This is a genomic window from Curtobacterium sp. ISL-83, assembly GCF_018613895.1.
Classification (GTDB): domain Bacteria; phylum Actinomycetota; class Actinomycetes; order Actinomycetales; family Microbacteriaceae; genus Curtobacterium.
This window is the reverse complement of record NZ_JAGGPH010000007.1, coordinates 710,402-735,294: the sequence shown is the minus strand read 5'-3', so window position 1 is coordinate 735,294 and position 24,893 is coordinate 710,402. Positions and strand designations below refer to the sequence as shown.

At 71.4% G+C, this 24,893-nt stretch carries 27 protein-coding genes; 8 read left to right on the top strand and 19 right to left on the bottom strand.

The annotated features are described in order from the left end of the window. Positions 1–29 precede the first annotated feature (29 nt). The 5 genes from J7E22_RS07980 to J7E22_RS07960 form a co-directional block, all read right to left on the bottom strand. Complete coding sequence (locus J7E22_RS07980; RefSeq protein ID WP_214980544.1) at positions 30–677, bottom strand: DNA alkylation repair protein; 648 nt, start codon at positions 675–677, stop codon at positions 30–32. Positions 678–725: 48 nt separating this feature from the next. After that, the gene (locus J7E22_RS07975; RefSeq protein WP_214980542.1) at positions 726–1,829 is read right to left on the bottom strand and encodes a type I restriction endonuclease; all 1,104 of its coding nucleotides are present in this window, start codon (positions 1,827–1,829) and stop codon (positions 726–728) included. A 214-nt stretch (positions 1,830–2,043) separates the two neighbouring features. Beyond that, positions 2,044–3,231: a peptidoglycan DD-metalloendopeptidase family protein gene (locus tag J7E22_RS07970; protein WP_214980535.1), complete on the bottom strand. Its 1,188-nt coding sequence runs from the start codon at positions 3,229–3,231 to the stop codon at positions 2,044–2,046. Between the two features lie 200 nt (positions 3,232–3,431). After that, a complete protein-coding gene (locus J7E22_RS07965) occupies positions 3,432–3,908 on the bottom strand; it encodes an SRPBCC domain-containing protein (RefSeq protein WP_214980533.1) in 477 nt (158 codons plus the stop codon). Continuing rightward, the gene (locus tag J7E22_RS07960) at positions 3,905–4,282 is read right to left on the bottom strand and encodes a helix-turn-helix transcriptional regulator (RefSeq protein ID WP_214980532.1); all 378 of its coding nucleotides are present in this window, start codon (positions 4,280–4,282) and stop codon (positions 3,905–3,907) included. The genes J7E22_RS07965 and J7E22_RS07960 overlap by 4 nt, the downstream gene beginning before the upstream one ends. Before the next feature lie 82 nt (positions 4,283–4,364). Here J7E22_RS07960 and J7E22_RS07955 point away from each other — a divergent pair, with 82 nt between their 5' ends. Then, positions 4,365–6,233 carry a gamma-glutamyltransferase family protein gene (locus J7E22_RS07955; RefSeq protein ID WP_251008755.1) on the top strand — a complete coding sequence of 623 codons (1,869 nt, stop codon included), beginning with the start codon at positions 4,365–4,367 and terminating at the stop codon, positions 6,231–6,233. On the opposite strand, the gene J7E22_RS07950 is transcribed toward J7E22_RS07955, so the two are convergent. Continuing rightward, positions 6,215–6,583 carry a hypothetical protein gene (locus tag J7E22_RS07950; RefSeq protein ID WP_214980525.1) on the bottom strand — a complete coding sequence of 123 codons (369 nt, stop codon included), beginning with the start codon at positions 6,581–6,583 and terminating at the stop codon, positions 6,215–6,217. The two genes, J7E22_RS07955 and J7E22_RS07950, sit on opposite strands and share 19 nt — an antisense overlap. A gap of 209 nt (positions 6,584–6,792) precedes the next feature. Here J7E22_RS07950 and J7E22_RS07945 point away from each other — a divergent pair, with 209 nt between their 5' ends. After that, positions 6,793–7,233, top strand: a complete 441-nt coding sequence (locus tag J7E22_RS07945) for an OsmC family peroxiredoxin (protein ID WP_214980523.1) — start codon at positions 6,793–6,795, stop codon at positions 7,231–7,233. 89 nt (positions 7,234–7,322) lie between these two features. Here J7E22_RS07945 and J7E22_RS07940 read toward each other — a convergent pair whose 3' ends face one another. Together J7E22_RS07940 and J7E22_RS07935 are read right to left on the bottom strand one after the other, a co-directional pair. Beyond that, a complete protein-coding gene (locus tag J7E22_RS07940; protein ID WP_214980520.1) occupies positions 7,323–7,517 on the bottom strand; it encodes a DUF2795 domain-containing protein in 195 nt (64 codons plus the stop codon). A 98-nt stretch (positions 7,518–7,615) separates the two neighbouring features. After that, on the bottom strand, positions 7,616–8,329 hold the full coding sequence (locus J7E22_RS07935) for a TetR/AcrR family transcriptional regulator (RefSeq protein ID WP_214980518.1): 714 nt from the start codon (positions 8,327–8,329) through the stop codon (positions 7,616–7,618). Positions 8,330–8,463: 134 nt separating this feature from the next. Between J7E22_RS07935 and J7E22_RS07930 the strand changes: the two genes are divergently transcribed. Continuing rightward, positions 8,464–8,781 (top strand): hypothetical protein, encoded by a 318-nt coding sequence (locus tag J7E22_RS07930; protein ID WP_214980516.1) that lies wholly within the window; start codon positions 8,464–8,466, stop codon positions 8,779–8,781. Between the two features lie 104 nt (positions 8,782–8,885). Here J7E22_RS07930 and J7E22_RS07925 read toward each other — a convergent pair whose 3' ends face one another. Then, on the bottom strand, positions 8,886–9,824 hold the full coding sequence (locus J7E22_RS07925; protein WP_214980514.1) for an SDR family oxidoreductase: 939 nt from the start codon (positions 9,822–9,824) through the stop codon (positions 8,886–8,888). Between the two features lie 222 nt (positions 9,825–10,046). On the opposite strand from J7E22_RS07925, the gene J7E22_RS07920 reads away from it, so the two are divergent. Beyond that, a complete protein-coding gene (locus J7E22_RS07920; protein WP_214980512.1) occupies positions 10,047–10,850 on the top strand; it encodes a hypothetical protein in 804 nt (267 codons plus the stop codon). A gap of 19 nt (positions 10,851–10,869) precedes the next feature. On the opposite strand, the gene J7E22_RS07915 is transcribed toward J7E22_RS07920, so the two are convergent. Further along, positions 10,870–11,451: a sigma-70 family RNA polymerase sigma factor gene (locus J7E22_RS07915; RefSeq protein ID WP_214980510.1), complete on the bottom strand. Its 582-nt coding sequence runs from the start codon at positions 11,449–11,451 to the stop codon at positions 10,870–10,872. A gap of 48 nt (positions 11,452–11,499) precedes the next feature. Here J7E22_RS07915 and J7E22_RS07910 point away from each other — a divergent pair, with 48 nt between their 5' ends. Next, positions 11,500–12,129, top strand: a complete 630-nt coding sequence (locus J7E22_RS07910) for a TetR/AcrR family transcriptional regulator (protein WP_214980508.1) — start codon at positions 11,500–11,502, stop codon at positions 12,127–12,129. Here the strand turns inward: J7E22_RS07910 and J7E22_RS07905 are convergent. The 3 genes from J7E22_RS07905 to J7E22_RS07895 all read right to left on the bottom strand — a co-directional run bounded on the left by J7E22_RS07905 (position 12,122) and on the right by J7E22_RS07895 (position 16,601). After that, a complete protein-coding gene (locus tag J7E22_RS07905) occupies positions 12,122–13,618 on the bottom strand; it encodes an LCP family protein (RefSeq protein WP_214980501.1) in 1,497 nt (498 codons plus the stop codon). The two genes, J7E22_RS07910 and J7E22_RS07905, sit on opposite strands and share 8 nt — an antisense overlap. A gap of 130 nt (positions 13,619–13,748) precedes the next feature. Continuing rightward, the gene (locus J7E22_RS07900; RefSeq protein ID WP_214980499.1) at positions 13,749–14,399 is read right to left on the bottom strand and encodes a GntR family transcriptional regulator; all 651 of its coding nucleotides are present in this window, start codon (positions 14,397–14,399) and stop codon (positions 13,749–13,751) included. A gap of 12 nt (positions 14,400–14,411) precedes the next feature. Next, complete coding sequence (locus tag J7E22_RS07895) at positions 14,412–16,601, bottom strand: efflux RND transporter permease subunit (RefSeq protein ID WP_214980498.1); 2,190 nt, start codon at positions 16,599–16,601, stop codon at positions 14,412–14,414. A 77-nt stretch (positions 16,602–16,678) separates the two neighbouring features. Here J7E22_RS07895 and J7E22_RS07890 point away from each other — a divergent pair, with 77 nt between their 5' ends. Both J7E22_RS07890 and J7E22_RS07885 read left to right on the top strand, forming a co-directional pair. Beyond that, a complete protein-coding gene (locus tag J7E22_RS07890; RefSeq protein WP_214980497.1) occupies positions 16,679–17,092 on the top strand; it encodes a MarR family winged helix-turn-helix transcriptional regulator in 414 nt (137 codons plus the stop codon). 62 nt (positions 17,093–17,154) lie between these two features. Further along, complete coding sequence (locus J7E22_RS07885; protein WP_214980494.1) at positions 17,155–18,192, top strand: LCP family protein; 1,038 nt, start codon at positions 17,155–17,157, stop codon at positions 18,190–18,192. A gap of 68 nt (positions 18,193–18,260) precedes the next feature. On the opposite strand, the gene J7E22_RS07880 is transcribed toward J7E22_RS07885, so the two are convergent. From J7E22_RS07880 to J7E22_RS07855, 6 genes are all read right to left on the bottom strand, one after another. Further along, the gene (locus tag J7E22_RS07880; RefSeq protein WP_214980492.1) at positions 18,261–18,941 is read right to left on the bottom strand and encodes a transglycosylase family protein; all 681 of its coding nucleotides are present in this window, start codon (positions 18,939–18,941) and stop codon (positions 18,261–18,263) included. 299 nt (positions 18,942–19,240) lie between these two features. Then, entirely contained in the window at positions 19,241–20,410 is a 1,170-nt protein-coding gene (gene rlmC / locus J7E22_RS07875; RefSeq protein ID WP_214980490.1) for a 23S rRNA (uracil(747)-C(5))-methyltransferase RlmC, read from the bottom strand. Between the two features lie 7 nt (positions 20,411–20,417). After that, the gene (locus J7E22_RS07870) at positions 20,418–21,560 is read right to left on the bottom strand and encodes a glycosyltransferase (RefSeq protein WP_214980488.1); all 1,143 of its coding nucleotides are present in this window, start codon (positions 21,558–21,560) and stop codon (positions 20,418–20,420) included. 62 nt (positions 21,561–21,622) lie between these two features. Continuing rightward, a complete protein-coding gene (locus J7E22_RS07865) occupies positions 21,623–22,492 on the bottom strand; it encodes an SMP-30/gluconolactonase/LRE family protein (RefSeq protein WP_214980486.1) in 870 nt (289 codons plus the stop codon). A gap of 18 nt (positions 22,493–22,510) precedes the next feature. Further along, positions 22,511–23,170 carry a FadR/GntR family transcriptional regulator gene (locus tag J7E22_RS07860; protein ID WP_214980485.1) on the bottom strand — a complete coding sequence of 220 codons (660 nt, stop codon included), beginning with the start codon at positions 23,168–23,170 and terminating at the stop codon, positions 22,511–22,513. After that, positions 23,167–23,889 carry an SDR family oxidoreductase gene (locus J7E22_RS07855; RefSeq protein ID WP_214980477.1) on the bottom strand — a complete coding sequence of 241 codons (723 nt, stop codon included), beginning with the start codon at positions 23,887–23,889 and terminating at the stop codon, positions 23,167–23,169. The genes J7E22_RS07860 and J7E22_RS07855 overlap by 4 nt, the downstream gene beginning before the upstream one ends. 94 nt (positions 23,890–23,983) lie before the next feature. Here J7E22_RS07855 and J7E22_RS07850 point away from each other — a divergent pair, with 94 nt between their 5' ends. Continuing rightward, a complete protein-coding gene (locus J7E22_RS07850; RefSeq protein WP_214980469.1) occupies positions 23,984–24,736 on the top strand; it encodes an SDR family NAD(P)-dependent oxidoreductase in 753 nt (250 codons plus the stop codon). Positions 24,737–24,893: the final 157 nt, after the last annotated feature.

Sequence of the window (24,893 nt, the reverse complement as noted above, 5' to 3'; positions counted from 1 at the left end):
GGCCTCAGGCTAGGCCGGCACCCCTGCGGTCACGTTCGGAGCCGATCGCGGTCGGCCGGGGCCAGGTGTTCCGTCGCGGTCTCGCGAGCGGCCGGGCTGAGGAAGCGGCCGTTCTGCTCGAGGAACGCGACCAGGGACGGTTCGGAGGCACGCTTGCCGGTCTCACGCAGCACCCACCCGAGCGCGGACTGCACGATCTCACCCCGTTCCCGCACGAGCCGGCCGGCGATGCTGAGCGGGACCTGCGCGTCGCCGCGTTTCGCGAACGCCAGGGTCGCCACGACCGCGATGCGCCGGACCATCGGGACGTCGGACTTCACGAGCGCGAACAGCGGACCGGTCGAGCCCCCGACGAGCGGCGCGCCGACGAGCTCTTCGGCCGCCAGGTCGACGAGTTCGACCGCGTCGAACCGCTCGGCCTTCGCCGCGGACAGGTACTCGTCCGTCAGGTCGGCGTCCGGACGCTCGCGCATCGCCTGCACGAGCAGCAGGACGGCGATCAGCCGGGCACCGGCGTCCTCGCTCCACAGCAGCGCCGACCGTTCACCGGCATCGAGGTCGGCGAACTGCTTCGCGACCCGGCGTGCGGCGGCGACGTCCCCGGGCGTCCGTGCGAACGCAGCGAGGACGGCTTCAGCGTCGTGGTCCCGGCGGTTGCCGGATCGGGGTCGCGTCATGCGGCCTGCGCGACGTCGTTCCCGACCCAGTCACCAGCGCCGCGCATGTCAGGCCCCTGCGTTGTACCGGGCAGTCGCAGCTCGGATTTCACCGGCGTGGAGGTAGATGTCGTCGAGCGTGTCGATTGGGTGCTTGGTCTCGACCTTGTTCTCGTCGAAGAGACCGAGGTACTTCTGCTTCTTGCCGTTGAACCACAAGCGAGCGATCGGCTTGCGGTTGTTGTTGTCCACGAGGATGGCGAAGTACGACTTCTGATCGCGGTGAGCGATACGGTCCGGCTTGACCTCGCTGCAGGCGATGGCCTTGACGATCTGGTAGCCCTCGAGCTCTTCGGGCGTCGTCTCGATCTCCGTGTCCCGATCGATGTCCTCTTCCGCCGCGGCCGCGCTCGTGACGGCCTCAACAGGAACGTCCATCTGCAGGGACGACGTGTACGAGGCTCCGAGCGCGGTCTTCAGGCGGTCGTTCACTTGTTCGTTGAGGAACTGCTTCGAGGCCTTCGCGACGAGCGTCGTAAACTGCGTCCGGGCCTCCTGCGTGAAACGCCCGTCGTACACGCGCGATGCGAAGAGCCGGACGAAGTCCTCCTCCGGCTCCCGGAACTGTGTGGAGATGGCACGCTTGATGGCCCCGACGTACTTGAGCTCTTCGGCGGCACTGATGACGGAGTCGAGGTCGAAGACGTCCTTCGTGAGCTTGCTCAGCTCGGGCAGGAGCGTCTCGTCGATGTCCGCGAGGTCGAGCACCAGGAACGGACGGTCGTCCATCTTGTTCGGGGCATCGAGGTCCGTGTAGAAGTTGTAGACCTCGCCGTTGGTGAGGACCGCGATCCGGGCATTCGTCACGGAGAAGTACCGGAAGAGTTGCGACGCGTGCTCGATCTTGAGCGGCTCGGTCGACTTCTTGCACTCGATGAGGATCTGGACTTCGCCGTCGCGCATGATCGCGTAGTCCACCTTCTCACCGCGCTTGACCCCGACGTCCGCGGTGAACTCGGGGACGACCTCGAGCGGGTTGAACACGTCGTAGCCCAAGATCGTCGAGATGAAGGGCATGACGAAGGCGTTCTTCGTCGCTTCTTCGGTCTGGATCGCTTCCCGCTGGTTCTGCACCTTGGTCGCGAGCGCGGCTAGTCGTTCTTCAAACTCCATCGTTCCTCCACAGGATCACACTCACCATAGATGACGACACGTCATCAACGGGGCGCGACGACGCCCCTGTTCGCGGGTCACTTCCGAGCGTATTGGACGGCGAACATCAGTTTGTGGTTCTTGTCGCCTCGACTTAGGCTCCTCGTAACACCGGATGTTTCGACTACCGGCCGCGAAGCCCCGCTGCACAGCGGGGCTTCTGTACATCCCGGGGCTAGCGGAAGTGCAGCACCGTCAACGGGTCGACGAGCGTCCCGCCCTGCCGGACCTCGACGTGCACGTGCGGCCCGGTCGTCTGCCCGGTGTTGCCCGACTTGCCGATCTCGCTGCTCGTGGCGACGACCTGCCCCTGGGTCACCTCGATCTTGCTGAGGTGCGCGGTGAGCACCGTCGTCATGCCGTACGTGACGACGATGTAGTTGCCGTACGAGGCGTTATTCGGCACGACGCTCGTGACCGTGCCGGCCGCCGAGGCGTACACGGGGGTCCCGACCGGCACCGGCGAGTCGGCGCCCTGGTGGTAGCGCGGCACGTGGCCCACGCCACGGTCGTCACCGAACCGGCCGCTGATCGTCGTGCTGGCGACGGGCCAGAGCAGCCCGGTCACGGGCCGCGTCGACCAGGCGCGTGTGCCGCTCTTGCCGTAGACCACCACGTTGCCGTCGACCTGCACGAGCAGCTGCCCGGCGCCGACCTTGCTCGTGTGGCTCGCCCAGAGAGGCTTCTTGGCGGCGGTGTAGACGACCAGGTTGCCGTCGGTCTGGACGGCGGCGTAGGCACCGGGGTTCCCGGCGGTGTTCGTCGCCCAGACTTGCTTGCCGTCGACGACCTGCACCAGGACGCCGTCCGAGCGCATCGTGAGGGTCCGGGAGGAGGTCCGGTCGGAGCGTAGGACGGTGCCGGGCAGGATCACGTTCCCCGCGGTGACGGTGTCCTGGTAGCTCGCGAACTCGACGACGCTCTTGTTGGCGGTGTTGATCATCCGCATGCTGCCGTCGGGCCGGATGCCGAAGTTCCGCCCGACCTGGCCGGGTCCACCCCAGAGCGCGGCACGAGCGGTCTTGTACCAGATGGCGAGGGTGCCGTTGGCCCGGATCTGCGCGGAGGCGCCGGGTCGACCGGCGGTGCCGGAAGCCCAGAGGACCCGGCCACCGATGCCGTACTCGACGAGGTTGCCGTCGCCCTGCATGACGAGCTGGAACTGCCCGTTGTCCGAGGTGATCGAGTCACCCGCCCAGAGCGTGGTGCCGGCGGGAGCGGTGCCGCGGTAGACGACCGACGCGGCGGACGCGGGTGCGGCGGTGCCGACGAGCCCCGCGGTGACCGCGGCGACGGCGAGGACCGCCGCGAGCAGTCGAGCACGCGTGCGGTGAGGGCGTGCCGTGGACGTGGTGCTGCGCATGATTCCCCTGACCCGGGACCGCTCGGACGCGATCCGTCTCACGGACCGCTGGTTGGCGGTCCGGATGACGGTCGAGCCCTGCGCGACCGTCCGGCGGCACGTCCAGTACGTGCCACCGGTTGATCGTCACCCGTACAGGAACCACACACAAGGCCTTGACACCGTTCGGTGGATCCCCAGTTCCAGGGGTACGTCCCGATTCAGGACATCCCGAAGAACGCCTTCGGGGTCCCGAGCAGCGCTTCGAGCTTGTGGAACGACTGGGTCCAACCGGCGATGTTCATGTCGCGCATGACCTCCGGGAACGGCCCCTGGGTGAGCGTGACGATCGTGCCGTCCCCGTCTGCGGCGAACTCGAGCGTGAGGGACAGCTCCGTGCCGTCCTCGACCCCCGGGATCCCGTGTGCGGTCTCGGATCCGACGATCACCCGGTTCTCCTCGATCTCGCGCAGCGTCGAGGTCACCCGGGACGTCCACTCCGGGTCGTCGTTGCTGACCATGGTCATGTTCCAGGCCCCGCCGACCCGTGCGTCGACCTCGACCGTGGCGGCCGGGACGTGGAAGCCGAGCGGCCCGAACCACAGGGCGAGCAGCTTCGGGTCGACGAAGGCCTGGTACACCTGCTCGACCGGGTACGCGAAGCGGTGTGTGGTGTGGGCGGTGAACTGTTCGGTCATGAGGACTCCTGGTGGTGATGGGTGACGGGACGGGCGCCCGTGGCGAGCGCGACCGGCTGCTGGGCCGCGAGCACTGCCTCCAGGCCGTCGAACCGACGGTCCCAGACGGGCTGCAGCCCGCCCAGCCATGTGCCGAGGTCGGCGATCGCCTCGGGGCGGAGGCGGCAGGTCCGCCAGGTGCCGTGCCGTTCGCGGGTGATGAGGCCGGCGCGTTCGAGGACGCCGAGGTGCCGTGAGATGGCGGGTGCGCTCACGTCGAAGGGTTCGGACAGGTCGGTGACGGTCGCCTCGCCCTTCCCGAGCCGTTCGACGATGCGCCGCCGGATCGGGTCGGCGAGGGCCGAGAGCACGACGTCGAGCTGGTCGGTCTGCATCGACACCTCCTGGTGAACACTGCGGTTAATTAACCGTTGCGTTCAGTATGGTCCGCCATGGAGGAGCGCGCAAGATGGTCGCATGCCTCCCGTGAACCCGGCCTTCGTCCCGCCCGCCACCCACACCACGCGGCCCGACCTCGCCGGGACCTTCGGGATGGCGGCGTCGACCCACTGGATCGCGACCGCGGTCGCCCAGTCCGTGCTCGAGCGCGGTGGCAACGCGTTCGACGCTGCGACCGCGGGGGCGTTCGTGCTGCACGTCGTCGAGCCCCACCTGAACGGTCCGGGTGGCGACATGACGGCGGTGTTCGCCACCGCCGCGATGCGCGAGCCGACCGTGCTCGTCGGCCAGGGCCCCGCACCGGCGGGCGCGACGCCCGAGCACTACCGCGCCGAGGGACTCGACCTGGTGCCCGGTTCCGGCGCGCTGGCCTCGACGGTCCCCGGCACCGTCGACGCCTGGCTGCTCCTGCTCCGCGACCACGGGACGTGGGAGCTCGCGGACGTCCTCGCGCCCGCGATCGGCTACGCACGCGACGGCCACCCGATCGCCCCCGCCGTGGTGCGCACCATCACGGCCGTCCAGGACCTCTTCCGGGACCACTGGCCCACCTCCGCCGCGCAGTGGCTGCCGGGAGGCGCGGTGCCGGTCCCCGGGGACCTGGTGCGCAACGAGGCGCTCGCCTCGGTCCTGGAACGACTCCTCGCCGCCGGCGAGGGCGCGGGCAACCGCACCGGCCGGATCGACGCGGCCAGGACCGAGTGGGCCGAGGGCCTGGTCGCGCAGACGATCGACCGGTTCGTCCGCGAGCCACACCGGCACGCCTCGGGGACCGACCACGCCGGCGTGATCCGGGCGTCCGACCTCGGGGCGTTCCGGGCCTCGTACGAACCCGCCACCACCGCCGAGTTCCGCGGTTGCACGATCGCGAAGACCGGCCCGTGGGGTCAGGGCCCGGCGCTCCTGCAGACCCTGCGCCTGCTCGAACCGCTCGACGACGCCCTGCTCGACCCGTCGACCGAACTCGGCGCCCACACGATCGTCGAGGCGCAGAAACTCGCACTGGCCGACCGCGAGGCGTTCTACGGCGACGGCGACGTCCCCCTGGACGTCCTGCTCTCCGACGACTACACCGATGCCCGCCGCGCGCTGATCGGCGAGCGCGCGTCCGCCGAACTCCGCCCGGGAACCGTCCGGGGCGCGGAACACGTGCTCCCACCTCTCCGCACGTCGTACGCGGGCGCGGGTGCCGACGGGGTCGGCGAGCCCACCGTCCAGGTCGCCCGCCCGTCCGACCGTGTTCCGGTGGTCCCGGTCGAGGACCGCGGCGAGCCGTTCGTGGCGCCCGACGGCGAGACCCGCGGCGACACGTGCCACATCGACGTGGTCGACCGGTGGGGCAACATCATCAGCGCCACCCCGTCGGGCGGGTGGCTGCAGTCGTCACCGACCATCCCCGGACTCGGCTTCTGCCTCGGGACGCGACTGCAGATGACCTGGCTCGAGGAGGGCACCGCCTCGACCCTCCGCCCCGGCGAGCGCCCCCGCACGACGTTGACGCCGACCCTCGTGCTCCGCGACGGCGAGCCCGTCGCGGCCCTCGGCTCCCCCGGCGGCGACCAGCAGGACCAGTGGCAGCTGCTGTTCCTGCTCCGCTGGATCGTCGGCGGGTACTCGCCCCAGCAGGCGATCGACGCGCCGGCGCTGCACACCACGTCGTTCCCGGGGTCGTTCTGGCCGCGGACGTGGGAGCCCGCAGGGCTGGTGGTCGAGGACCGACTCGGGGACGACGTGATCGCCGGACTCGAGGCCCGCGGCCACGTCGTCACCCGCGCCGGCGACTGGTCGCTCGGGCGCATCTCGTGCGTGACGCGGGAGCCGTCCACCGGCGTGCTCGGTGCGGCGGCGAACTCCCGCGGAGCGCAGGGTTACGCGGCGGGACGCTGACGCCGGCGTCGGACTGCCCGGCCCAGGCGGACGAGGTTGACGACGGGGTAGGCGAGCGCGATCATCGCGATGACGGCCATGCCCAGGGCGCCGACCCAGGCGGGGTCGGGCTGCGCGAGCATTCGGGCGATCTGGACGAGGCCGTTGACGCCGACGGCGCCGAGCACCAGGGACGCGATGACGCGCCAGGCGAGTCCGGGTCCGGTGACGGGCACGAGGTCGGACGCCCCGGCACCCCGCTCGGGTGCGTCGTACGGGATCCCCATCGTGGAGGCGCCGCCGTCCATGCCGCCGTTCCGCGGGCGGGCGACCGCCTCGGTGTACTCCGGGTTGCTGCTGCGTTCGGCCATGGTCTCCCCGACTCCCCCGGTGCGGTGCTCGCGCCGTTGGGGCACGGTAGTCCCGCGACGATCGCCGCCACAAGGGCCGTCACCGAACCGGGACCAACGGGACGCCGCTCCCTGCGTCTTCACCGTGAGCCCGTTGCGAGAACGGCCGTTCTCCGCTTGACTCGGAATCGGCCCCACTCGGGACCGAACCCCACACGAAAGGAGCGGCCATGCCCACGCGCACCGCACGCACCGCCTGGACCGGCGGACTCAACGACGGTTCCGGTCAGGTCGAGCTCTCCAGCTCGAAGGTCGGCACCTACGACGTCTCGTTCCCGAAGCGCGCCGCAGAGGACGCCGGCGGCACCACGAGCCCGGAAGAGCTCATCGCCGCGGCACACTCCGCCTGCTACGCCATGCAGTTCTCGGCCGTCCTCGGCGAGGTCGGCGGCACGGTCGAGGCGCTCGACGTCAAGGCCGACGTCTCGCTCGGCCCGGACGCGGCCGGCGGCTTCAAGCTCACCGGCATCGTCCTCACCGTCAGCGGCGAGGTGACCGGCATCGACGAGGCGACGTTCCTCGAGGCCGCCGAGAACGCCAAGGCGACGTGCCCGGTCAGCAAGGCGCTCACCGGCGTCGACATCACGCTCCACGCGACGTTCGAGCAGTAGCAGGATCGAGTCGCGGCGCGACCCGACGCAGACGGGAGGCCCGGTGCCAGCTGGCACCGGACCTCCCGTCCGTCACGTGGGTGCGACCGTCAACCGGCCTTCGAGACGGCACTCGACACCGCGGTGGGGGCGTCGTACTCGCCCTCCGGGATGTTCTTGAGCGCCTCGAGGACGTCACCCTCGGCGCCCTCCTGCTCGGCGGTCGCGACGATGTCGTCCTTCGAGGCCGGGTAGTCGATGCCGCTGAGGTACTTCTGGACCTCGATCGGGTTCGGTGCTGCCATGTCGGCTCCTTCCGTTGGGTCTCAACGGAGTACGCCGTCCGCGCTGCACGTCGGTCCGGCGTCGCGCTCCACGGCCAGGGCCGCTCAGGAGCCGCGGGTCAGATCTCCCAGCTCCCGCTGCCGCTCCAGGTCGAGAGTCGCCGTGCGGCCTGCGGCTCGTACCGCTCCATCCACCCGCGCTCCAGTCGCGCCACGGCACGGTCGAACGCCGGCACGAGGTCGAGGTCCGAGCGGAGCATCGCCTGCAGCTGGAGCCCCTCGTACAGTGCGATCAGCTGCTCCGCGCCGCGTCGGGGGTCCATGGTGTGCGGGGCACGCCCGACCGCCACGTCGTGCTCGAGACCGCGCTTCACCTGCGAGTAGAAGAGCGTGTAGCGGGACCGCAGGTAGGTGGACATCGGGTGCACGGGGTTCCCCGCGACCGACAGCAGCGCGACGAGGAGCCGCATGAGCGCCGGTTCCTCGGTGTTCGACGCCACGATCGCGCGGAGCAGGTCGACGGTCGAGCCGTCCCCCACCTCGCGAGCGACCTCGTCCATCCGGCTGCCGTTCCAACGGTCCAGCGCGGCGAGCACGAGTCCGTCCCACGAGGGGAAGTGCTGGCGGAGTTCCTCGACGGGGATCCCGAGTCGTTCGGCCACCTGTTCGGGCCGTGCCTCGTGGAAGGGGACGTCCCGGAGCAGGTCGACGGTCGCCCCCACGATGGTGATCCGCAGGTGCAGGGTCGCTGCCGCGGCGGCCGCTGCCTGCGTGTCCGCGCTGGTGTCCTCGAGCATCGTGCCCTCCATCGTCGGCAGACGTCCTGTCCGCATGTCGGACGTCCTGTCCGCATGACCAGTCAAACCCATCTCGGGGGACAACGAAATCCCCCGGTCCGGGTGTCGGCATGTCGGGGGACAGAACGAACGCCCAGCAGCCTCGCGGCGATCCGTGTGACGATGCCGGGATGACCCCGAACGACCCCATCGCGCAGGGACTCGCGACCATGGCCTCCGCCGGCTTCGAGTTCGGCAGCACCCCTGACGAGGTCGCCCACGACGTGCGGACGATGTGGGACCAGCTCGGCAACCCGGACGGCGCGTTCGACGCCGCCGCTCGGGCGATCGCCGTCCTGCCGCAGCGCCCGGAGGTCCCGCTCGCCGAGCAGGCCAGACGGCGCGCCTTCGAGCTGGCGGTGGGGATCAACCCGGTCGAGGTCGAGCTCAGCGCCGCCCTGTCCGCCCGGGAGCTGCTCGAGGAGATGGCCGCGACGGTGTCGCGCTAGGTACGGACGGACGGGAGGCCCGTGGCGGTGTCGCCACGGGCCTCCCGTCTGTCAACGCGGTCACGCACCTGTCGACGCGGTCACGCGCCTGTGGACGCGACGGTCTACGGCGTGGGCATCCCACCGTTGACGTGGAGCGTCTCGCCCACGACGAACGACGACTCGCCGCTCGCGAGGAACACGTACGCCGGCGCGAGTTCGGCGGGCTGGCCCCAGCGACCGAGGAAGGTCTCCTCGCCGACGGACGGCAGCGCGTCGGGCGCCTGGCCGCCGGCCGGCTGCAGCGGGGTCCAGATCGGCCCGGGTGCGACGGCGTTCACGCGGATGCCCTTCGGCGCGAGCTGCGCCGCGAGGCCCTTCGCCAGGTTGTTCACGGTCGCCTTCGTCGCGGCGTAGTGCACCAGGTTCGGTGACGGCGCGTACGCCTGGATCGAGGTCGTGTTGATGATCGTCGAACCGGCGGGCATGTGCGGCACCGCGGCCTTGGTGATCCGGAAGGTCGCGTAGACGTTCGTCTTGAACGTCTCGTCGAACTCGTCGTCGGAGATGTCCGTGATCGAGTCGATGTTCTGCTGCTTGCCCGCGTTGTTCACGAGGATGTCCAGCCCACCGAGCTGCTCGACGGCGGTCGCGACCAGCTGCTCGCAGAACTCGAGCGAGGTGATGTCGCCGGGGATCGCGACGGCCTTGGCACCAGCGGCCTCGATGAGCCCGATGATCCGGTCCGCGTCCTCCTGCTCCTCGGGCAGGTAGCCGATGGCGACGTCGGCGCCCTCGCGGGCGTAGGCGATCGCGACCGCCGCGCCGATGCCGGAGTCGCCGCCGGTGATCAGGGCCTTCCGACCCGTGAGGCGACCCGCGCCGCGGTAGGTGTCCTCGCCGTGGTCGGCCGGGACGTTCTCCGCCATCTCGGCGTCGGTGCCGGAGCCCTCGAGGTACTGCTCGTCGGGCTTCTTGTCGGCGTACATCTTCGTGGGGTCCTGCATCGCGTACTGGTCGATGGTCTGGTCAGGCCCGTTCTGGTCGTTCTGCTGGTCCGTCATGTCCCCGACGCTACGCAGACGTCCACCACCGCCCGCCCAGGACCGCGGCTGCGCTGCGCGCCCCGGCCTGCCCACCGCGCCGGTGCGGCGCACCGAGCCCCGCGCAGGACCCTCCGGGAGGCCAGTGACGCGTCACCGACGAAGGTCACGGTCCGGTGACGGCCCGGCTCCGATTCGGTAACACCCGTCGCCCAGCCAGGGTCACGGTCGTACGGTCGAACGGTGACCTCCCGGACCCTGCTCGCCCTCGGCGCTGCGCTGCTCGCCGTCTCGGCGGGCGTCGCGTCCGCCGACGGCGGCTCTGCGAGCGCGGTCGGGTGGATCGACGGGGGCACTGCGGACGCCGCCGCCTGGACGCCGACGCCGCAACCCACCGGTGACGCCGAGCCGGCCCGGGTCTCGTCCGCCAAGCTCAAGCGGGTCGACGTCATCGAGCTCGACGCCGAGTCGCTCGTCATGCGACACGGCAGCAAGACCGTCACCGATGCCTCCATGCGTGACTCCCGCACGACCGTGAGCCTGCTCAACCGACTGCTCGGTACCCCGTCGCGCTCGCAGACGGCAGAGGGCGACGGCGGCGAGTGCTTCCCGGCCGGCACCACTTACACGTGGGGCGGCGCCATCCGTGTCGCGGCGCTGAGCACCCCCGCCGACCTGGGCAACGCCGTCGAGATCCGGATCCTCCGCGACCACGTCCGGTCCCGCAGCGGTGACGACATCGAACTCACGGGGCCGCACGGCGTGCAGGTCGGCGACGACATCGGCGACCGGATCGCACGTGCGCCCAAGGCCGACCGGATGTCCTTCGGGTCGGACGACGCCCAGGCGTGGCAGTTGCTCCTCGCCGAGGGGTGGACCGCCACCGACTCGTCCGACCGTGGGTCGGCCGCGAGCCCGTCGGCATCGGCGACGGCGTCCGCGGACCCGGACGACTCCGGCACGAACGGCGTCTCGGCGCTGACCGACGACACGACGGTCACCGTGCTCGGGTCACCGATGCCGGTGCACGCGCAGCGCTCCTGCTGACCGGTCCGCACGACGCGGTTCAGCGGGCCGTCGACGCACCCTCCGGCGCCATGGCCCGTCGCAGCGCCAGCACGCCGTCCCGGGCCCGGGTCTTCGCCGTGCCGACGGGGACCTCGAGCGTCGCCGCGAGCTCCGGGCCGGTCATCCCGACGAGGTGCCGCAGCACGACGGCCTCGCGCTGGCGGTCCGGCAGCGCAGCAACCGCGCGGTGCAGCACGGCACGGTCGAGCACGCTCTCGGCCCGCTCCGCCGCCGAGTGGTCGACGAGCTCGAAGTCCCGGCCGCCGATGCGGAGGTCACGATCCCGGTCGGCGCAGCTCTTGCGGACGCGGTCGATGGCACGGCGCTGTGCGATGGTCCGGATCCACGCGAACGCGGAGTGCGCGGGGTCGTAGCGCTCCGCGATCTGCCAGATCTCGAGGAAGACGTCCTGCACGACCTCCTCGGACTGCCAGGGGTCGACCAGCTGGTGTCGGACGAAGTGCTCGACGAGGGGACGGAACCGAGCGTGCAGACGGGTGAACGCGGCGGCGTCCCCGGCGGCGACCGCCAGGACGAGCGCGCGTTCTTCGTCGCGGCGGGCGATCAGGTCATCGTGCATGGCCCGAATGTCACATACACGGAATGTACTCGCAAGTACACTCTGTGTATGTCCCGAGCAGATGCCCCGAGAACCCTTCGACGCACGACCGCGAAAGGACTGGCGACCCGGCAGCGGATCGTCGACACCGCGGCCGACCTGATGCTCACCCGCGGCGTCAGCGGCACCACCCTCGACGACATCGGTGCTGCCGCGACGGTCGGACGGTCGCAGATGTACCACTACTTCGCGGACAAGAGCGCGCTCGTGCGGGACGTCGTGCGGCGGCAGACCGACGCCGTGATCGCGGGTCAGGGGCCGGACTACGCCGACCTGACCACGTGGGAGTCCTGGGAACGGTGGCGGGACGAGACCCTGGCCGGGGCCGAGACGGGCGGGTGCGTCGGCGGGTGCCCGCTCGGGTCGCTCGGGACGGAGCTCGCCGAGCGCGATGCCGACGCGCGGGACCTCGTCGCGGCCGGCTTCGCGCGGTGGGAGCGCGGGTTCCACGAGGGCCTGACGACGATGCAGGAGCAGGGACGCCTCGACCGGGCGGCCGACCCCGCAGCCCTGGCCACGGCGGTCATGGTGGCGCTGCAGGGCGGGCTGCTGCTGGCGCAGGTGCAGCGCGACGTCCGGCCGCTCGCGATCGGCCTGGAGACCGCGCTGGACGCGATCCGGCGACGGCTCGTCAGTTGATGCAGCTGTTCGCGGTGCCGTAGTTCTTCACGTCGGTCGGCTTCGGCTTCGGCACCGTCGGCGTCCCGCCGGACGGCTTCGGTGCAGTCGAGGCGCCCCCGGCCGGTGTCGACGGGGCGGACGCGGGCGGGGCCGGTGCGACGGCCGTCTTGCCGTCGGTCCCGAGCACCAGCGTGACACCGGTGGCCGTCCCGCTCTGCACGGCGACGGCACCGGGAACGGCGGCAGCGACGGCCTTCGCCTGCGCTTCCTGTCCGACCGGGTACTGCACCAGCGTGGTCTTCGTCGTCTCGGACGACCCCGGTGCGCCGACCTGGAACCCGCGCGCCGTCAGCACGTGCGCCGCCGCGGTGGCCGCACCGGTGATGCCGCTGCCGTTCAGGACCGTCACCGTCGTCGCGGCGGGCTGCGCGGCGACCGCCTTGGTGTACGCCTCGGGAGGACCGACGAGCTCCTGCACGAAGGCGGGCAGTCCGACCGTGTCCACCTGCACGATGGACAGCGGCGCACCGTTCACGGTGATGGTCGGGGTGCCGAGCGTCGGGATCGTCGCCGACTGGATGTTCGCCGGCCGGAGGTTCCGCAGGGCGCCGCCGAGGGAGAGCAGGTCGGTGTCCGTCTGGATCGAGTCGCCGACGGCACCGAGGATGTTGCCGGTCTTCACCGGGTTGAGGAGGGTCCCGGCGGACAGGACCTTGCGCGCCTCCTGCGACAGGAAGTACTGCTGCCGGACGTTCCGGTCGAGGTCACCGTTCGGCAGGCCGTGACGCTGGCGGACGAACGACAGCGCCTGGCTCGCGTTGAGGTCCGACCGGCCCGCGGGCAGGTTCACCCCGGAGTACGGGTCGCTCACCGCGTTGTTCAGGCAGACCTGGACCGGACCGAGTTCCTTGACGACCTGGTAGAAGCCGAGGAGCGAGACCCGGACGAAGTGGTCGATCGAGAGTCCGCTGAGGTTCTGGATGGTCTTGATGAGCAGTTTCGCACCACCGGTGTCGCCGCCGCCGTTGAGCGTCCCGTAGTAGAACGCACTGTTGAGCTTGCCCTTGCCGACCCCCGGGATGTCGACGTACGAGTCGCGCGGGAACGAGATCATCGTCGCCTGCGTCCCGTCGGCGCTGAGGTGCAGCACGATCATGGTGTCGGTGTTCGTCGCGCCGCCGTCCGAGGTCGTGCTGAGCTCGGCCATCTGTTCCGGCGTCGCGTTGTCCGGCCGGTGGTCATCGCCGACCAGCAGGATGTTCTGCGCCTGCCCGTCGACGTCGTGGGCGCTCGCCTTCTTCGGGGCGATCGCGTCGATCTTCGTCACGCCGTTCGACAGGCGCCCGTAGGCGTACGCCGCGTACCCGCCGCTCAACAGGAGCGCCATCGTGAGCACACCGGCGACGGCCGGGAACACCACCCCGACGCCACGCTTCTGGCGCCCGTGGCGCGGCGGCACGAAGCCACGGCGGCCTCGGGTCTTCGTCTCGTCGGGTTCAGTGCTCACCGGAGAACCATAACGGCCACGCATGGAACGGCCATGGGATCGCCTGGCAGGTCACCGCACGACGGGAGGCGCGGGGCGGGCCCGCACCGCGCCTCCCGTCCGTCGTGTGGTCCGGTCCACCGCCGCGCGACTAGCTGCGGGACGGCAGCAGGTGCACGGCTTCCATCGCGAGCTCGGCCGCGATCGGGTCCTTCGCGAGCACGGCGGCGCGGAGCTTCTCGAGCTCCGGGCGCACCGTCTCGGCCGGGATGAGCTCGGCCAGTTCCGGCACGCGGAGCTTGAACGCGAGCCCGTCCGTCGTCGCGCGGCACAGCTGTTCGAGGGAGGCGTTCCCACAAGCCCCGGCCCACACCGCGTAGAACTCCGCGCCGTCGTGGGCGACCTCGGCCTGCTCGCCCTTGTCGGTGCGCGCGATGACGTCGTCGAGCATCGCGACGACCTTCTTGCGTTCCGGCGCCGTCAGCCGCGGCACCGCAAGCCGGACGACCCCGCCGTAGATCACCCCGAGCGTGCGGTAGGCGTCGAGGAGCTCGTCCTTCGACGGAGCCGCCACCCGGGTGTACCGGTTCGGTGCCATCTCGATGAGGCCCGCGCGGGCGAGTTCGGCCAGTGCCTCGCGGATCGGGGTGCGGGAGACGCCGAGCCAGGCGATGAGGTCGTCGTCGTTCAACCGCTCCCCCGGCTCGAGCGTGCCGTCCATGATCGCGTCACGGATCTTGTCCTGCACGGTGTCACGGAGGAGCTTGCGCTCAGCAGCGGGCTGTGTCGAGGGGACTGGCATGCACCCAGCGTGTCACATGTGATGGGTTGCGCGCGAGAGGCGCGACGGCCACCAGGCGCGGTGCCCGAGGTCGTACGTCAGCGCCGGCACGAGCAGCGACCGCACGACGATCGTGTCGAGCAGCACGCCGAACGCCACGATGAACGCGATCTGCGCCAGGAAGAGGATCGGGATCACCCCGAGGGCCGCGAACGTCGCCGCCAGCACGACGCCGGCGGACGTGATCACACCGCCCGTGACGCCGAGGCCGCGCAGCACGCCCTCGCGGGGACCGTGCCGCAGCGCTTCCTCGCGGACGCGTGTCATCAGGAAGATGTTGTAGTCCACACCGAGCGCCACCAGGAACACGAACGAGTACAGCGGCACGGAGGGGTCGGCCCCCGGGAAGTGGAACACGTGGTCGAACACGAGCGCGCCGACGCCGAGTGCCGCGGCGAAGGACACGATCACGCTGCCGATCAGGACGAGCGGGGCGACGATGCTCCGGAGCAGCAGCATCAGGATCACCAGGATCACGGCGAGCACCACGGGGATGATCACGGAGCGGTCCCGGATCCCGGTGTCGTTCGTGTCGACCGCGGTGGCCGTGACGCCGCCCACGATCGCGGACGGGTCGACGCGTTCGACGGCGGTCCGGAGGTCGCGGACCGTCCGCTCGGCGGCGTCGGAGTCGGCGGGGTTGCTGAGCGTCGCCTCGAGCAGGACGTCGCCCTTCGAGACGGTCGGGGAGGCCGGGGCGGCGCCACCTCCTGCGGCCGCGGCGGTGCTGCTGGCGGCCGCGCCGCCGGTCGCACCCGCGCTGGCGCCGGCGGTGCCTGCGGCCGTGCCGACGGGCACCGTCCCCGACGGGGAGTCCTTCGCGGCCGCCTGCACGCCGTCGACGCCGTGGACGCCGGTGACCGCCCGGACGAGCTCGTCGGTCTTCGCAGCGCTCCCGATCACCTGGGCTGGGCTGCCCGAGCCTCCGGGGAAGTGCTGTGAGAGGACCTCCTGCCCGTCGCGCGCCTGCGAGGCACCGATGACGAGGTCGCTCTGCGGGACGCCGTTCGCCTGGAGTCCGAACAGCCCGGCGCCCATCGCGAGCAGCCCCACGGTGCAGACGATCCACACCACGCGGGACCGGCGGGCGACGAGCCGACCGACCCGCGCCCAGATGCCGCGTGCACCAGGGCCGGTCAGGACGGGGTGGGCACTCCCGAAGGCCGGACGCAGGGGCCAGAACGCCGCGCGCCGGAACGCGAGCAGCAGTGCCGGCAGCAGGGTCAGGGCGGCGAGCAGGCTGAACGCGATCCCGATGGCGGCGACCGGTCCGAGCGCCTTGTTCGAGTTGAGGTCCGAGAACAGCAGGCAGAGCACGCCGACGATGACCGTGCCGCCGGACGCCAGGATCGGTTCCAGGCTGCCCCGGAGCGCTGCACGCGTGGCGTCCCACCCGGTGCGGTGGTCGCGGAGCGCCTCGCGGAACCGGGCCGTGTACAGCAGGGCGTAGTCGGTGGCGGCGCCGATCACCAGGATCGACAGGATGCCCTGGACCTGACCGTTCACCGTCACGATGCCGGCCTTGGCGAGCCACCAGACGAGCAGGATCGACGCGCAGAGGGCGAACGACGCCGTCCCGAGCACGAGGATCGGCAGCAGTGGTGAGCGGTAGACCACGATCAGGATGACGAACACCGCGGCGAGCGCCACCCCGAGGAGCAGCCCGTCGATGCCCGCGAACGCCTCGGTCAGGTCAGCCGTGAACCCGGCGGGACCGGTCACGAACCCGTCGACGCCGGACGGGAGCGCCCGGTCGACGTCGGTGCGGATCGCCGTGACCGCGTCCGCCGTCTCCGCCGACTGGGTCAGGGTCGCGATGATCTCGACCGCCTTGCCGTCCTTGCTCGGGATCACTGGGCTGACGCCCTGCACGTCCGCACGGTCGCCGAGGGTGGTCGCGAGGGTCCGTGCCGCGCTGAGGTCGGTCGGACGGAGGCCGCCGTCGCGGCGCAGGACGATGACCGCCGGTGCGCCGGAGGCCTTCCGGAACTCGGAGGCACGCTGCTGCACCTTGGTGGCATCGGCCGAGGCCGGCAGGAACGACGTCTGGTCGTTGGTGGAGACCTCGGAGATCTTGCCGAAGTACGGACCGCCGACGGCGGCGATCGCCAGCCAGACGACGATGACGAGCGCGGGGAGGACGACGCGGAGGAACCTGGACACGGTGGTGAGCGTACTCCAATCGTCAGCATGCTGATTACTAGACGGATGGTGCCGCGTGACGACTCTAGAATGCACCCATGCAGGACTCGCCCGCCGAATGGCCCCTGGGCCGTCTGCTCTCGGCGGCAGCGCGGTCGATCGAGCGGGACTGGGACGAACGACTCCGGGCGATCGGCCTGCCGCACGCGGCGCTCATCGCCCTCGACATCGTCATCCGGACCGGCCCGACCGGCGCGGACGCGATCGCCCGGACGGCCCGCGTCCAGCCGCAGACCATGTCCCGCACGCTCGAACGGATGGAGCGGGACGGGCTCGTGGAGCGCACGCCGCACCCAGCCGACCGGCGCCGACGCGTGGTCACGGCGACGGAACGAGGGCGGCAGGCATGGGACACGGCGCGGCACATCGAGCGCGAGGTCCTGCCGGACGACCCCCAGCTGCGCACCGCGCTGACGGCCATCATGCTGCAGTACCGATCTCCTAGCACTTGATATTCCACATGCGGTAGAGTCGGTCGGTCGGCACTTCGGTCGACCGGACCCTCGGAGGACGCATGTCGGAACGGCGCGCTGCTCGCCACGCCACGGAACGACCCCGACGCCCCGCTCGTCGGCGACGGCCGGTCCTCGTCGCGGTCATCGCGACGCTCGGGTCCCTCGCCGGCATCGCGGTCGTGCTCGCCGTGGTGGCGAGCGTGTTCATCGGGGGTCTCGCGCAGCGTTACGACGCGGGTCGCACGGTGATCGACGACCCGTTCCCGACCGGTGCCCGTCCCACCGCGACCGCCGGCGAGAACATCCTGCTCATCGGCTCGGACTCCCGGTCGCGCCTCAACCCCGACGGCGACGGAACGCCCGTGGACATCGGCGGCCGCGCCGACACGCTCATGCTCGCGCACGTCCCGGCGGACCACAGCGGCGTCACGCTCATGTCGATCATGCGCGACTCGTGGGTCGAGGTCCCCGGCCACGGCCAGGCGAAGATCAACGCCGCGTACTCCTGGGGCGGGGTGCCCCTGACCGTGCAGACGGTGGAGGAGTTGCTCGACGTCCGGATCGACCACGTGGCCGAGATCGACTTCGCCGGCTTCGCTGGTATGACCGATGCCCTCGGCGGCGTGGACGTGCGCTCGTCGCAGGCCTTCACGGCCCGGGGACACGCGTTCACGGCAGGGGTGAACCACGTCGACGGTGGGGCCGCCCTCGCCTTCGTCCGTGAGCGGTACGCCTTCGCCGACGCCGACCACACCCGGGTGCGGAACCAGCAGGCGTTCGTCCGTGGGCTCGTCGACGGCCTGCTGTCGAAGGGCACGGTCACGAACCCCGGCCGCATCCAGGACTTCGTCGCGGCGACGAGCCCGTACCTGTCGGTCGACGCCGGCCTGACGTTCGACACCCTCGTCGACCTCGGCTGGTCACTCCGCGACGTCCGCCCGTCCGACCTCACGACCTTCACCATGCCGACCGCGGGCGGCGGGACCGCGGCGGACGGACAGTCGTACGTCTCGGTCAACACGCTCGCCGTGCAGTCGCTCTCCCAGGCACTCCGATCCGACGACGTGCGCAGCTGGCTCGCCGAGAACCCGCAGTAGTCGCGCCCACGCACGACGAACGCCCTGCGACCACGGGTCACAGGGCGTTCGTGTTCGATCGGGTCCGATCAGGCCGGGAGCTGCAGCACCTGGCCGGCGTACACGAGGTTCGCGTCGTCGATGGTCGAGGTGTTCGCGGCCCACAGCTCGTTCCAGCCACCCTCGACGTGCAGCTTCGTCGCGATGCTGTCGAGCGTGTCGCCGGAGACGATCGTGTAGGTCTTGCCGCTCGTCTTCACCGGCGCTGGCTTGCTCGGGGCGACGGCGACGCGCGGCGCCGCGGGGGCGACGGTGCGCGGGGCCGGAGCAGCCGGGGCCGCCTGACGCTGCGGCGCGACCTGCTGCTGCTGCGGAGCGGCGGGAGCCGGGGCGACGGGTGCGGCGGCCTGCGGAGCAGCGCCGGCGGTCCCGCTCAGACCGAGCTTCGCGGAGCACGCGGGCCACGCACCCCAGCCCTGGGTCGCGAGCACGCGCTCCGCCACCGCGATCTGCGCCGAACGGCTCGCGCCGGCCGGGCTGCCGGTGCCACCGTTGGCCTGCCAGGTGCCGAGCGTGAACTGCAGACCGCCGTAGTAGCCGTTGCCGGTGTTGATGGCCCAGTTGCCGCCGGACTCGCACTGCGCGAGGGCGTCCCAGGTCGAGCCGGACGCTGCGTTGGCGGGCGCTGCGGCGAGCCCGACGCCGGTCGCGGCGATGCCGGCGAACGCGAGTCCACCGATGATGGTGCGGGTACGAGAGAGGTTCTTCATGTCGTTGCTCCACCGGGGTCACGTGCCGACGAAGCGGCCTCCACTGCCCACCCCGACCGGGTCGCGGTCATGTTGTGGGGGTGCGCCTCCGGGGGCAGTGGTCGTGCCGGGGCGCTTCGGCGGCCACCATAGGAAACTCTTGACTGTTATCAAACCGAGACAAACAGTTCTACCCAGTAGTGCTATGTACCCCGGGTCGAAACCTGTACGCCCCGATGCCCATGGGCATGGCGATCGTCACGTACCCGGGTACGCGACCTTGGCAGTTCCCTGGCAATGGCCGATCGAGGGCGAGACCATCACGATCTGAACAGGAGCGTGACGGCCTCGAGGTGGCCGGTCTGGGGGAACATGTCGAGCACCCGGACCCGCCGCAACCGCATGGACGGCATCCGCGCGAGGTCCCGCGCGAGGGTCACCGGGTTGCAGCTGGAGTAGACGACGTGCTGCACGTCGGAGTCCTCGAGCCAGGTCGCCAGGACGTCGCCGATGCCACGCCTCGGCGGGTTCACGACGACGAGTTCCGGGACCGCGCCGCCCCGCGCACGGAGCGCGTGCTCGGTCGCGTCGTCGGCGGCGAAGCGGAGGTCGGCGAGCCCGGCCTCGCGCGCCGATTGGCCGGCCGACCGGATCGCCTCGCGGCTCGTCTCGATGCCGGTCACCCGACGGCCGGGACGGGCAGCGTGCAGCGCGAACCCGCCGACACCGCAGTAGAGGTCCCACATCGATGCCGGGTCCACCTCGTCGATCCAGTCCGAGGCCTGCGCGTAGAGCTGGGCCGCCACGTGGGTGTTGGTCTGGAAGAAGCTCTGTGGCCGCAGGTGCATCGTCGGCGCCCGCGTGGACGGCGTCGCAGCGAGACGCATCGGGAGGGTCTCCTGCTCCGTCAGCACGACCTCGCGCTCACCCTCGGTGACGGCCTTGTGTTCGGGCAGCAGGTTGGCGGTGACGACGACGGCGTTCGGCAGCGCCTGTCGCAGCGCCCCGAGGTGCTGTCGGAGGCGCGGGAGCTGCCCCTTGGAACGCAGGACGAAGCGCACGAGGAGTTCGCCGTCCGGGGACTCGGTCACGAGGACGTACTTCAGCTCCCCGCGGCGGGCAGGGACGTCGTACGGGATCAGCCCGGAGGCCCGCACGAAGTCCGCCAGGATCGGCAGCGCCTGCCGGATCCCCGGCGTGCAGATCCCGCAGTGCCGCAGGTCCACGCCACGCTGCCGGTGGTCGAGGATGCCGATCGTCGGGTGCTGCACCGACCCGCCGACGACCATCTTCGCCTTGTTCCGGTACCCGGACTCCGGGCTGGTCACGGCTGGCAGCCACTCGACGGCGCCCGGGCCACCCGCGGCGTCGACGGCCTCGTGCAGGAGTTCCCGCGTGCGGAGCTCCTTGTCCAGGACCTGGTCCGCGTACGCCTGACCCATCAGCGTGCAGGAGCGGCACACCCCGCGGTCGAAGTAGTCGCACTGCATGGCCGGCTCAGGATACGCCCGCCACGCCCTCCCGGACGGCGCCGTCGAGCTGTTCGGCCAGCGTGCGCTCGTACGCGGCGCAGACCCCCGCCCACGTGTAGTCCGATCGTGCTCGTCGGCGCACGGCCGACCGGAGCCGGGCCTGGCGGTCGGGGTCCCGCAGGAGGTCGTCCACCGCCTCCGCGATCGCCTCGGGTTCCGGCGGGACGAACGGCGCTCCGGTGCCGGTCAGCACCTCACGGTTGTAGACGGTGTCCCGTGCCACGGTCGGCGCCCCGCAGTGCATCGCCTGCACCAGCGCCGGGTTCGTCCCCCCGACGCTGTGGCCGTGGAAGTAGGCACCCGCGTGCTGCCACAGTGCGAGGAGCCGCTCGTCGTCCGCGACGTGACCCAGCCAGTGCAGGTCCCGGTGCTCGGCGGCGAGCGCGGCCGCCTGCTCGTCGAGCGCACCCCCGTACCCGGTCGACCCGACGATCACGACCGGGTGGGACGCGGCGATCCCCCTGGCGGCGGTGAGGAACTCCGGAACGGTGTTCTCCGGCACGAACCGTGCCACGACGAGCGCGAACGGGCGGTCGGCGAGGTGCGCGTCCTCGACGCGCAGGGGCAGGGGCTCGGACTCCGTGCCTCCGTACGGGATCACCACGCCGGTCCGGCCGAACTCGCGCCACCAGTACTCCGCGATCGCTTCGGCGTCGAACACGAGGCGATCGGCGAACCGTGCGGTCAGCCGTGCCCCGGTGCGGAACACCCACTTCGCCAGACGTCCCCACTTCGCGCGCTCCCACTCGATGCCGTCGACGTTCACCACGGTGGGGATCCCGGCCAGACGGAGCAGGGGCAGCCAGTAGCCGTTCGCGCAGTTCATCACCAGGGCGACGTCCGGGCGACGGCGGAGGGCGTCGAGCACCGCGGTCAACCCGTACGTGAGCGTCGAGAGCGACTTCGACTCCGCCCCGGCCGTGACGCGCCGGGTGATCCTCGGGTCGAGGCCCGGGTCGTCCAGGCGTTCCTGCCCCGGGCGACCGTAGACGGTGACGTCCCACCCCGCATCGGCCAGCGCAGGCGCCAGGCGACGCACCGCCGTCTCGAAGCCTCCGTAGTACGAGGGGTACCCCCGGGTTCCGATGACGGCGACGCGTTTGGACATGGACTCCCTCTCGACCTGACGATTGCAATGAAATTCTACATTGCAATGTCATGTCCGGGAGTTCAGCGCTGGGCGGCGTCCCCGGTGCTCGTCGCGATCCGGTACACCGACGTCGTCGCGGCGAGGAACAGCGTCGTGCCGTCGTCCCCGCCGAAGCACAGGTTCGCGACGACCTCGGGCACCGGGATGTCGCCCAGGCGCGTGCCGTCGGGCGCGAACACCACGACACCGCGGTGCGACGAGGACCACACGTTGCCGTGCACGTCGACTCGGATGCCGTCCGGCACGCCCTCGCCCGCGTCGAGCCGCGCGAACACACGACCGTTCTTCACGCGGACGCCGTCCCGCTCGTACACGCGGATCACCGGTTCCTCGGCCGACGAACTCGCGACGTAGAGCAGGTGCTCGGACGGGTCGAACGCCAGCCCGTTCGGCTCGTCGAGGTCGAGCACCACGGGGCGGAGGTCCTCGCCGGACGGCCCGCAGCGGAACACCCAGTGGTCGCCGTACTCGCGCTCGCCGGGGTGCCCCTCGCGGGGTTGCGTGATGCCGTAGGCGGGGTCGGTGAACCACACGCTGCCGTCCCGGGCGACGACGACGTCGTTCGGGGAGTTCAGCCGGACACCGCCCCACCCGTCCGCGATGGTGGTGACGACGCCGTCCCGGTCGCGCTCGACCCGCCGCAGGCCGTGGGAGCACTGCACGACGCTGCCGTCGCGGTCGAGCGTGCGGCCGTTCGTGAACTCGACGCCGGTGGCGTAGTCCGTGACGTCCCCGGTGGCGGCGTGCCACTGCCGGATCCGGTCGCCGGGGATGTCGGACCAGCGGAGCGTCCGGGTCTCCGGGATCCAGCACGGCCCCTCCGCCCAGGTGCTGCCGGTCGCGATGCGCTCCAGTGCGGTCGGGTCCGGGATGAGGTCGGTGATCTGCATGGCTCTCCTTCGAGCGGGTCAGGTGCGGTCGATGATCTCGGTCATGGTCGCTGCCGCACCGTGCACATCGCCTCCAGCGACCGCCCGGGCGAGCGTCACGTGCAGCTCGACGTCCTGCACGTCCGGGCGGACGTCGGCCCGCTCGTCGAGTGCCCGCGTGACGACGCGGCCCAGGTGCACGAACAGACCGTTCCCGGACAGGGCCAGGATGCTGCGGTGCAGCTCCCGGTCGGCCTGGAGGAACGTGGCTGCGTCGTCCGGACCGGCGACGGTGGCGAGCCGGTCGGCGGACGCGAGCAGCGCCTCCAGTCCGCCGTCGGGACCACCGTCCGACACGCGCTGCGCCGCGGCGGCCGCAGCCGCCGGTTCGACGGCGCGGCGGAGCGCTCGGAGGTCGTCGAGCACCCGCGCTCGTTCGGGCCCGTCGAGCCGCCACCCGATGACCCGCGGATCGGTCAGGTCCCACCCGGAGAGTGGTCGGACGACCACGCCGACCCGACGCCGGGCGGCGCACAGGCCGAGGCCGACGAGGACGCGGACCGCCTCACGGACGATGCTCCGGCTCGCGCCGGTCCGCTCCGTGAGGGACTCGATGCTGTGGCGGGAGCCCACAGGCAGCAGGTCGTGCACGATCGCGGCACCGAGCTCGTCGAGCACGCGGTCGAAGGTGCTCGTCACCGCTGGGCCACCGGGCTGACCACGAGTTCGTCGATCCGCATGTGCGGCGGTGCACCGAGCACGAACGAGACCGTCGACGCGATGTCCTCGGGTGTGAGCATCACCTCGCGGGCAGCGGCGTCGGGGACCACCGGGCGCTGGTCGAGGAAGTCCGTGGCGACGTCGCCGGGGCACAGGTGGGTGGCACGGACGCCGTGCGGCGCCTCCTGCTGGTTGAGCGTGCGCACGACGGACCCGAGCGCGGTCTTGCTCGCCGAGTACGCCACCCCGGCGCCCGGCTGGAAGGACCACCCGGCGTACGAGGACACCACCACCACGACACCACCGGACTCCCGGAGCACGGGCAACGCGGCGTCGACCACGGTGACGACCGCCGTCAGGTTCGTGTCGACGATGGCGCGGAAGTCGACGAGTGTCTGGTCGTCCCAGCGGCGCTGCGGGTGGTTCAGCCCGGCGGCGAGCACGAGTGCGTCGATCCGCCCGTGCTCGGCGACGAGGGCATCCCGCGCCGATGCGGTCGCGTGGGCGTCGGTCGCGTCGAGCGGCAGGACCTGTGCGGTCCCGCCCACGTCGCGGACCGCGGTGGCCACCTGCTCCAGTCGGTCAGGTCGTCGGCCGCTGAGCGCGATCGTCCATCCCTCGCGAGCGGCCCGGACCGCGACGGCGGCGCCCATGCCGCTTCCCCCACCAGTGACCCAGAGCACCCGCTTGGCTGCCATGCTTGAATGGTATGCCTATTGGGAGTCACGGGACCCGGGCCCTGATCACGGACACTCGGGCCGCCGATGACGGCACCTGACGACGGGAGCGACGATGCACCTCGACCTGACCGACCGCGCGGTGGTCGTGACCGGAGCAGCGCGCGGCATCGGGCTGCGGATCGCCGAGCGGTTCGTCGCTGAGCACTGCCGCGTCGTCGCACTCGACCTCGCCTTCGACGCACCGCAGGACGGCGTCGACCAGGTGGTCTGCAACGTCGCCGATCCGGACTCCGTGCGGTCGGCCGTGCAGGCCGTGGTCGAGCGGCACGGGACGATCGACGTCCTGGTGAACAACGCCGGCATCAACGTCGAGGGGACCGTCGCCGACCTGACGTGGGACGCCTGGCGCCGGTGCATGGACGTCAACCTCGGTGGCACGTTCCTGATGAGCCAGGCCGTCGCGCCCGTGATGCAGGCTGCCGGACGGGGTCGCATCATCAACGCCGCGTCCTTCGCCGCCATCATCCCGAGCGTCGGCAGTGCCGCGTACGCCGCCTCCAAGGCCGCCGTCGTGCAGTTCACCCGCGTGCTCGCGTCCGAGCTCGGGCCGTGGGACATCACCGTGAACGCGTACGCGCCCGGCATGGTGCCGACCGCGATGAACGGCTTCGCGACGATGCCCGCCGACGCCCAGGACCGGCTGCTCGACACGCTGTCGCTCCGGCGCTGGGAGACGCCGGACGACGTCGCGGACCTGCTCGTCTTCCTGGCGAGCGACGCCTCGGGCTACATCACCGGCACGCTGCTCGACGTCTCCGGCGGCAAGCTCGCGACGCAGATCCCGGCACGCGCGCACGGTCGCTGACGCCGGGCGGACAGACCGGGCACCGGCCGAGCAGAGTGGGCACGAGGTCGGACCGGGCATCGGGCTTCCTGTCCGGCCGTTCAGGTTCTCCACATCGAGCGCTTCGTAGGCTGTGAGGACCCAGTGAGCCGGACTGCAGCCCGACCCCGAGGAGGTG